This is a genomic window from Shinella sp. SUS2, assembly GCF_001262505.1.
Lineage (GTDB): Bacteria > Pseudomonadota > Alphaproteobacteria > Rhizobiales > Rhizobiaceae > Shinella.
Window position 1 is genome coordinate 1 of record NZ_KQ410781.1, and the last position, 8,326, is coordinate 8,326.

General features: G+C 57.9%; 7 protein-coding genes and 1 pseudogene. 1 reads left to right on the plus strand and 7 read right to left on the minus strand.

All coding sequences use genetic code 11. The annotated features are described in order from the left end of the window. Positions 1-630, plus strand: a 630-nt coding sequence (locus AKG11_RS32325) for a multicopper oxidase domain-containing protein (protein WP_156334208.1), incomplete at its 5' end; no start/stop codon positions are given. 37 nt (positions 631-667) lie between these two features. Here AKG11_RS32325 and AKG11_RS32330 read toward each other — a convergent pair. From AKG11_RS32330 to AKG11_RS32355, 7 genes and pseudogenes are all read right to left on the minus strand, one after another. After that, positions 668-1,420 (minus strand): sulfite exporter TauE/SafE family protein, encoded by a 753-nt coding sequence (locus tag AKG11_RS32330; RefSeq protein ID WP_050746973.1) that lies wholly within the window; start codon positions 1,418-1,420, stop codon positions 668-670. 90 nt (positions 1,421-1,510) lie between these two features. Beyond that, positions 1,511-1,972, minus strand: a complete 462-nt coding sequence (locus AKG11_RS34130; RefSeq protein WP_082342935.1) for a DUF411 domain-containing protein — start codon at positions 1,970-1,972, stop codon at positions 1,511-1,513. Next, positions 1,969-5,139: an efflux RND transporter permease subunit gene (locus AKG11_RS32335; protein ID WP_050746974.1), complete on the minus strand. Its 3,171-nt coding sequence runs from the start codon at positions 5,137-5,139 to the stop codon at positions 1,969-1,971. Before AKG11_RS32335 ends, AKG11_RS34130 begins: the two co-directional genes overlap by 4 nt. Further along, the gene (locus tag AKG11_RS32340) at positions 5,136-6,551 is read right to left on the minus strand and encodes an efflux RND transporter periplasmic adaptor subunit (RefSeq protein ID WP_050746975.1); all 1,416 of its coding nucleotides are present in this window, start codon (positions 6,549-6,551) and stop codon (positions 5,136-5,138) included. The genes AKG11_RS32335 and AKG11_RS32340 overlap by 4 nt, the downstream gene beginning before the upstream one ends. Then, on the minus strand, positions 6,548-6,949 hold the full coding sequence (locus AKG11_RS32345; protein WP_082342937.1) for a FixH family protein: 402 nt from the start codon (positions 6,947-6,949) through the stop codon (positions 6,548-6,550). The genes AKG11_RS32340 and AKG11_RS32345 overlap by 4 nt, the downstream gene beginning before the upstream one ends. An 88-nt stretch (positions 6,950-7,037) precedes the next feature. Beyond that, the gene (locus AKG11_RS32350) at positions 7,038-7,400 is read right to left on the minus strand and encodes a hypothetical protein (protein WP_226923704.1); all 363 of its coding nucleotides are present in this window, start codon (positions 7,398-7,400) and stop codon (positions 7,038-7,040) included. Between the two features lie 175 nt (positions 7,401-7,575). Beyond that, positions 7,576-8,326, minus strand: a pseudogene (locus AKG11_RS32355) (IS630 family transposase); the annotation flags it as partial.

Below are 8,326 nucleotides of genomic sequence, written 5' to 3' on the forward strand. Positions count from 1 at the left end.
AGGTGGCCGGTTTTTACTCCGCCCGCGGCTGGACTATTCCGCCGCTACCGTGGCCGACTTTTCCACCGCCGCTCTCACACCTATTTCTACCACACCCATGACCATGTGGATCGGCAGCAGTCGCTTGGCTTGTACGGCGCGCTGATTATCGATCCGAAGGACCCGGCGGAGGCTATTCCTGCCGACCTCGAATACACGATGCAATTACAGGAATGGGTAAAGAGGGAATGGTTAACTTATCCTGCGATGCCCATGGAAGGGGCGCTTCCCAATTTCTTTACGATTAACGGCAAATCGTTCCCCGCCACCGACACGATTAAGATGAAGGTCGGCCAGAAATTGAAGGTTCGCTTCGTTGGCTCGCATACGACCGCCATTCACCCAATGCATATTCACGGAGGCCCGTTTGAGATTGCCGCAGTTGATGGTGAGACGCTTCAGCCGAGCGCTCGATATCTAGCCGACACGGTAAATGTCGCTCCAGGCCAACGATATGATGTGCTTTGGACAGCGCAACGCCCGGGTAAGTGGCTGGTTCATTGCCATATCTCCCATCACACCACCAACAACAACGTCGAGATTGATGGGGGTGGCGGGCTCATGCTCGTGATAGATGTTGAATCGGTTTGAATTTCAGGCAGACGGGCACCGAACGCACCTGGATCGTTCATAAACCTCCGATAGCCTCCGCGCCGATAATCAGCTTCATGCCTGAAGCCATCAGTATGGCCGCGAGTAGGTAACGCGTCATGCCATCAGACATGAATTTTAGACCGACCGTAGTCCCAATGGCCGCTCCGGCAAGCGCGGCGACTGCGAAAAAAAAGGCATTCGCTCCGAGCACTTGTCCGGTCGACAGTGCGCCTGCCAGACCAGAAGCCGAGTTGATCAGAATAAATGGTGGAGACAAGATCGCGGCTTTCCTGGGCGTGCACCATCCCAACGTGATGAGAAGAGGTACGAGGAATACACCACCCCCAATCCCTGAGACCCCCGATAGAATGCCCGTCACCGCACCCACTCCGATAGTTGCCCATTGGGATCGATGCCGCTGTTCGTCCCTGGTCTCGACGCGTTGGCGGATCATGAGAACTGCCGCCACAACAAGAAGCAAGCCCGTAATCATTGAATAGGCCTCCTGCCCAAACGCGATCAGTCCACCGATGAACGAGAACACAACGGAAGAAACCGCGAGATTGGCCAGAAAGCGCCAGTCGATTAGATCGTGCCGATTCAGTCGCCAGGTGGCGTATCCTGCCGCGACAATATTTAGAAAGAGCGCTGTCGGCCGCATTTCCAGAGAAGGAAATGCGGCCAGTCCCATGACCGCCAGGAACGCAGTTCCACCGGCCTGACCGGCTGCCGAGTAAATGACGGAGACGACACCGATTGCGATTGCGACGATAACGGTGTTGTCCATGCCCAGTCCCCACAAAAAGCTATGCCGGAAGTACCGTGGGCCGAGCGCCCACGGCAAGGGACGAGCATCTTTTGGAGACCATGAACGAGGTCAAACTTTCTTCGGCCGAACGCTCATGTAGACAGCGGTTTCTCCACTCCGGCTCACGCTCAAAACGTCGTAGGAGGCAACTGAGGGATCATCACCCATCCCAAGGGAGCCGAGCGGCATAGCTGGAACTGCAATGCCAAGGATGTCGGGAACCTCGTTCCGCAGCCTTTTAACGGCATCTAGGGGTACATGTCCTTCGATAAAATACGGCCCGAGGACAGCTGTGTGGCAACCCTCTGCAGTCTGGGGTACGCGGTACTTCCTTTTAATCGAGTCGAGATCATCAACCTCACGCAGATCGACTTGGAAACCGGCATTGCCCATCGCGGTCGCCCAGGCACCACAGCAGCCACAGCTCGGGTCCTTGTATACCGTCATTCGTGTTTGTGACGCCCCTACCGGGCGAGCGCTGGCAACGACTACAGATGCCATTGCCGTGCAGACGAATTGTCTCCTGTTCATGTGAGAACTCCTTCGGCTAGATTTTGATTGGATTGTTCGATTTGCTCGACGGGCGAGGCAGGCAGTTGCCATCCCTTCACGAGCGCATAGACGGCAGGAATGACCACCAGCGTCAGGATGGTCGACGACACCATCCCGCCGATCATCGGAACGGCGATGCGTTGCATGATTTCTGAGCCAGCCCCGGTGCTCCAAAGGATCGGGATCAGACCAGCCATGATGGCGACGACGGTCATCATCTTGGGTCGCACTCGCTCAACCGCACCGACCATGATGGCGTCCCGCAAATCCGCTTTGGTCAAGGCACGCCGCTGCACCTGACAGGCCTCCTGTTTCTCACGAAGAGCATGGTCGAGGTAGATCAGCATGATCACCCCGGTTTCTGCAGCAACGCCAGCCAGAGCGATGAACCCAACGGCGACCGCAACGGAAGCATTGAAGCCGAGCCACCACATCAGCCAGATACCCCCGACGAGCGCGAACGGTAGCGAGAGCATGACAATCAGCGTTTCGGTCAGCGCTCTGAAGTTGAGGTAGAGAAGAAGGAAAATTAGAGCGAGCGTGAGCGGAACGACGATGGAAAGCCTATCCTTTGCCCGTTCAAGATATTCGAACTGGCCGCTCCAGGCGACGGAATAACCGGGTGGCATCTCGACGCTTTTTTCCACCGCCTCTCGTGCCTCTTGCACGTAGCCGCCAAGGTCCCGCCCGGCGATGTCGACAAATACGTAAACGGCGAGCTGACCGTTCTCCGTCCTGATGCTTGTTGCCCCACGGCTCAGACGCACCTCTGCGACCTGCCCAAGAGGGACTGACCCACCAGTGGGGACATCGACCTGAACATCGCGCGCGATTGCTTGAGGATCGCTCCTGAACGCCCGTGGATAGCGGACGGCCACACCATATCGCTCGCGCCCCTCGACCGTGGATGTCACGACCTCGGCCCCAAGGGCAATGCCGATGACCTCCTGAACGTCGCCCACGGTCAACCCGTATCTTCCGAGGGCTATGCGATCCGGAATGATGTCGAGGTAGTATCCCCCGATTACACGTTCCGCATATGCGCTCGATGTTCCGGGAACTGCCTTCAGGACGGTCTCAATGTCGCGCGCGATACGCTCCATTTCCTTGAGATCGGTTCCGAACACTTTCACCCCGACAGGCGTGCGTATGCCCGTCGAGAGCATGTCGATACGCGCCCGGATCGGCATGGTCCAGGCATTGGAGACGCCGGGGAACTGGAGCGCCGCGTCCATCTCCTGCTTAAGGCTGTCTATAGTCACACCAGGCCGCCACCCCGATTTCGGCTTGAGCGCAATGATCGTCTCGAACATTTCGGTCGGGGCCGGATCGGTCGCGGTCAGTGCCCGCCCCGCCTTTCCGAACACGGTTTCCACTTCTGGAAAGGACTTGATGATCCTGTCCTGGGTCTGCATCAGTTCAGCTGCCTTGGTGACGGACAGACCGGGCAGTGTCGTCGGCATGTACATCAGCGTGCCCTCGTTCAGGCTCGGCATGAACTCGGTTCCGATTTGGCGCGCAGGCCAGATCGTGACTGCCAATGCGACGACGGCCAACAGAATGGTGACCACCTTGGCCCTCAATACTCCCGTGATGATCGGGCGATAGACCCAGATCAGGCACCGGTTTAGCGGATTTCGGTGTTCGGAAACAATCTTTCCTCGGACGAAAACAACCATCAGGGCCGGAACGAGCGTGACCGACAGCAGCGCTGCGGCTGCCATAGCGAAGGTCTTCGTGAACGCCAAGGGACCGAAGAGGCGGCCCTCCTGGGATTCCAGGGTGAAGATCGGCAGGAAGGATACCGTGATGATGAGGAGGCTGAAGAATAGAGCCGGACCGACTTCGCTCGCCGCCGCGATCAGGACCTCAGTCCTCTTCCTGTCAGGCGGTGCACGTTCAAGATGCTTGTGCGCGTTTTCGATCATGACGATGGCGGCATCGATCATGGCACCGATGGCAATCGCGATACCGCCCAGGCTCATGATGTTTGCGCCAATGCCCAACGCCCGCATGGCGACAAAGGCCATGAGAATCCCGACCGGCAGCATGATGATCGCGACCAATGCACTTCGCACGTGGAGCAGGAAGGCAATCGTCACCAGCGCGACCACTATCGATTCCTCGATCAACGTAACTTTCAACGTCTCGATGGCGGCTTCAATCAGTTGCGACCGGTCATAAACGGGCACGATGTCAGTGCCTTCCGGCAGACTCTTCTTGATGTCGGCGAGGTTCTCCTTAACGCCCTCGATCACAGACAACGCATTCGAACCGAAGCGCTGAAGAACGATACCGCTTGCAACTTCGCCCTCCCCGTTCAGCTCCGCAATGCCACGCCGCTCGTCCGGAACAATTTCAACGCGAGCAACGTCCCTTAGACGAAGTGGCGCACCCATCTCAGTCGCCAGAACGATGTTCTCGATGTCAGAGCCGCCCTGCAGGTAGCCTTTTCCTCGCACCATAAACTCGAATTCGGACAGTTCGACCGTCCGGCCACCCACATCGCGATTACTGGCGCGAATAGCGTCGGTCACCTGCTTGAGCGTAATTCCTTGCGCCCGAAGACGAATTGGATCAATGACGACCGAATACTGCTTCACGAAGCCACCGACACTGGCCACCTCGGAAACGCCATCGGCTTTGGCCAACCCGAACTTGACCACCCAGTCCTGCAGGGAGCGAAGCTCGGCGAGCGACAGCTCCTTGGCAATTAACGCATACTGATAAACCCAGCCCACACCGGTCGCGTCGGGACCAAGGCTCGGCGCGACGTTGCCAGGAAGACGGCTGGCGGCAGCGTTCAGGTATTCCAGGACTCGGCTGCGCGCCCAATAAGGATCGGTGCCATCCTCGAAAATGACGTAGACAAACGAAACGCCAAAGAAGGAGAAGCCTCTCACGACCTTGGAGCGCGGTACGGTCAACATCGACGTCGTCAGCGGATAGGTGACCTGATCTTCGACGACCTGTGGCGCTTGCCCCGGGTAATCGGTGTAGACGATGACCTGAACATCCGACAGATCGGGTATCGCGTCCAGGGGAAGTGTCCTGAGGGAGTAGACGCCTGCCGCAACAGCGAGACCCGCACCAACGAAAATCAGCACGAGATTGCGAGCGGACCAGGCGATCAGGTTTGCGATCATGGCTTGCCTTCCGTGGCTGCGAGAGAGTTGAGAGCCGACGTCAGGTTACTTTCGGCGTCCAAAAGGAAATTTGCTGCCGTGACGACACGGTCTCCGACGTCAACCCCTTCCGTAATTTCGACGGTATCATTCCCGCGCGCACCGATTTTCACGTCGCGCGTTTCGAACCGTCCCTCCCCTTTATCTACGAACACCAACCGGCGACTTCCGGTATCAACGACCGCAGATCCTGGGATCGCGACGACCGGTGCATCTGCACCGGTTTCCACCTCTACCTCGGCAAACATGTTTGCCAGTAGCGTGCCCTGAGGGTTCGCAATCTCTATCCGAACTTTTGCTGTTCTGGTCCGTGTTTGCAGGTCCGGGTAGACAAGAGCGACTGTGCTTTGGACGACCTTGCCCGCGAAGTTCGGGAATCTGACCGAAACGGGTTGACCGACCTTGATGGTAGCAAGGTCAGACTCCGGCACATCGGCAATAACCCAGACCACCGAGTTGTCGACGATCCGGAATAGAGCATCACCAGCTTCGGCCATCATGCCTGGGAGCGCTGGTCGTTCGAGAATGACGCCATCGGTAGGGGCGTAATACTCTAAGGAGCGAGGCACGACGCCTTCCTTGGCGATAATGTCGATGGTTCTGTCCTGAAGCCCCAGGTTGCGAAGCTGTTGCCTCACCCCATCGATGCCCTTACCTCCGATACCTGCTCGGACGGATGCCGCATACTCCGCAGCTGCCCGGGCGATATCGCCGGAGTAGAACGAGAAGAGGTGGTCAGCGGCCTTTATCCGGTCACCGGTTGTGACGTTCGCAACGTTGTCTATGAATGCATCTGTCCGCATTGAGACGAACTGGACGCGTCGCTCATCGAACTGCACTGTGCCCGGAACCCTCACGCGACGCGAGATTTTCTGCCGTTCGACCGTGGCTGTTCTGACGCCGGTTTTCTGCAGCTTGCCCAGAGGCACGCGTAGCTCGCCATCTTTAAGCTGCTCGCCCTCGTAGACCGGAAGGTAATCCATCCCCATGGAGTCCTTCTTTGGAACCGGCGATGTGTCAGCGAGGCCCATGGGATTGCGGTAGTATAGGACCTTGCGCTCGGTCGCCTCTATCGCATTTTCATTTTCCTGTTGGACCGCGTCGAAGCTGACGTCCTCGCTTTGACGCACCTCAAGAAATGACCGGCCGTCTGGTGTTTGCCTCGGAACGGCGGAATATTCCGGCAGCCCATCTGGATGCCGGAAATAGATCACTTTGCCCGTTGCCTGTTTTCTTGCAGGCGGAGACCCTACGCTTGACGAAACAAAACGTTCGACGTGCTCTCGACCGATGCCGTTGATGCCAGCCGCATAGGTCCCTGCCCCGACGGCGATCAACACGGCCGAAGCGAGAAGAATCCTGCCGACTCTCATGGCTTTGCCTGCAGAACCAGCTCGCCTTGGACCGTCTCTGATTCACCTTGGACCTTTAGGGCCAGTTTAAATCGCCATCCTCCTTCCATGGAGAGGTTGGCCTTGAAGCGATAGACGCCAGCTTCTTCGGAGGGAAGCGGGTCCAATGTCGTGGTCATGGCCTCCATCCCCTCAGGGGCCATGTCAAGGCGGGTGGCGAAGATTACGGCATCTGACACGGGTTTGCCGGACCGTTTATCTTTGATGAGAACGGTGACCACCGCCTCAGGACCCTGGGCCACTGACGTCTCAGCCAGATGGAACTCATAGTTCGCCGAGCCAGCCGAGACGGTGTAAGGAAGAAGCGGCACGAAAAGAACAGCTGTCAGCAGCCGCATAGTTTGTGGGATGTTTTTCATTGATATCTCACCGGAGGACGCAGCAAGCGTCGCTCATGCGTTCACATTCAGGCAGATCGCAACCTGCCTCATACGGAAGCCTGTGAGATTACGCCCTTGGCGGGCGAGTGGGTGGTTCAGCGAAGGTTGATAGGAGGTCGTTATCGCTGGGGAGCGAGAACGTCAGGTTCCGCATGGTGACGAGAACCTTCCAGTCGGCATTGGAGCCGAAATTCACGACGAGACTGGTCGAGCATATCAAAGCCAGCGGGCATGGTTTGCCGCAATCGAACTTCTTGATCGGTTGCTCGTCTGGGCAGCACGGCATATCCGCGTCGCCATCCATCTCCATCTGCGCGCCAGCATCGGGATTCATCGCGGCCATCGCCATGCCGATAGTGGCCGGGGCGAACAGCAACCCCAGTACAGCAAACAGCAAAAGGACGCGCCGGAGCGCCGCGATGACAACCATATGCCGACTCTGTCACAGGGAACGTTCGCTGTGAAGTAGGCTATTACACGAACAGGCGCGACGGACTAACGCGGAAATTTTCCAGCCCCCCTTGACCTTCCCATTGTTGGAAGCCCCACATTCGGTCAGTCAAAGCAATTGGAGACCTCCCATGATTAATACGGTCCCTCACTGATCAAAACCCATTGGCCCATTCTCTGCGTCCGATCGACATGACGCGCCATGGCTGGCTTTCGAGCCGCCGCCAGGCATCGCAGCAATGATCGACGATGTCGTCGTATGATTTGAACACGCGGTTTGATAACCAGTTGTCGCGCATGAAATGCCAGAGGTTTTCGACCGGGTTCAGCTCCGGCGATTTCGGCGGGAGTGGCAGAATGGTGATGTTTTCGGGCACGACGAGATTGTTGGACATGTGCCAGCCTGCCTGATCCATGATGAGGATAGCGTGCGCGTCGGCATCGACGTGTCGGGCGATTTCGGCCAGATGCTGGGTCATGGCGTAGGTGTCGCACCATGGCATGACCAGCGCCGCCGCCTTGCCGAGCTTGGGGCAGATTGCGCCGAAGATGTAGGCCGACCTTGTGCGCTGATCGTGCGGTGCTGAAGGCCGTGTTCCTCGCCTGGCCCATCGGCGGGTGATCTTGTTCTTTTGCCCGATACGGGCCTCATCCTGAAACCAAATCTCTATGCGTTTTCCTCGGGCCGCTCCAGCGGCAATCTCTGCCACTGCGGCAGGGAAGCTTTTTTAAAACCCTCAATGGCTTGAGGGTCTTGCGCGTGATGTTTGGGCCGAACAGCGAGCTTGCGATAGCCCATGGCCCGGACTTCGCGGCTGAGCGTCTGCTCGCTCACCGAAACGCGAAACTCCTCCCACAGCCATTGCGCCAGATCGCACAGACGCCAGCGAACGACGCCGTCGATTC

Coding starts and splice junctions, on each gene's coding strand:
- AKG11_RS32330 (WP_050746973.1), bottom strand. CDS start 1,420: ATGGACAACACCGTTATCGTCGCAATCGCAATCGGTGTCGTCTCCGTC.
- AKG11_RS34130 (WP_082342935.1), bottom strand. CDS start 1,972: ATGAACAGGAGACAATTCGTCTGCACGGCAATGGCATCTGTAGTCGTT.
- AKG11_RS32335 (WP_050746974.1), bottom strand. CDS start 5,139: ATGATCGCAAACCTGATCGCCTGGTCCGCTCGCAATCTCGTGCTGATT.
- AKG11_RS32340 (WP_050746975.1), bottom strand. CDS start 6,551: ATGAGAGTCGGCAGGATTCTTCTCGCTTCGGCCGTGTTGATCGCCGTC.
- AKG11_RS32345 (WP_082342937.1), bottom strand. CDS start 6,949: ATGAAAAACATCCCACAAACTATGCGGCTGCTGACAGCTGTTCTTTTC.
- AKG11_RS32350 (WP_226923704.1), bottom strand. CDS start 7,400: ATGGTTGTCATCGCGGCGCTCCGGCGCGTCCTTTTGCTGTTTGCTGTA.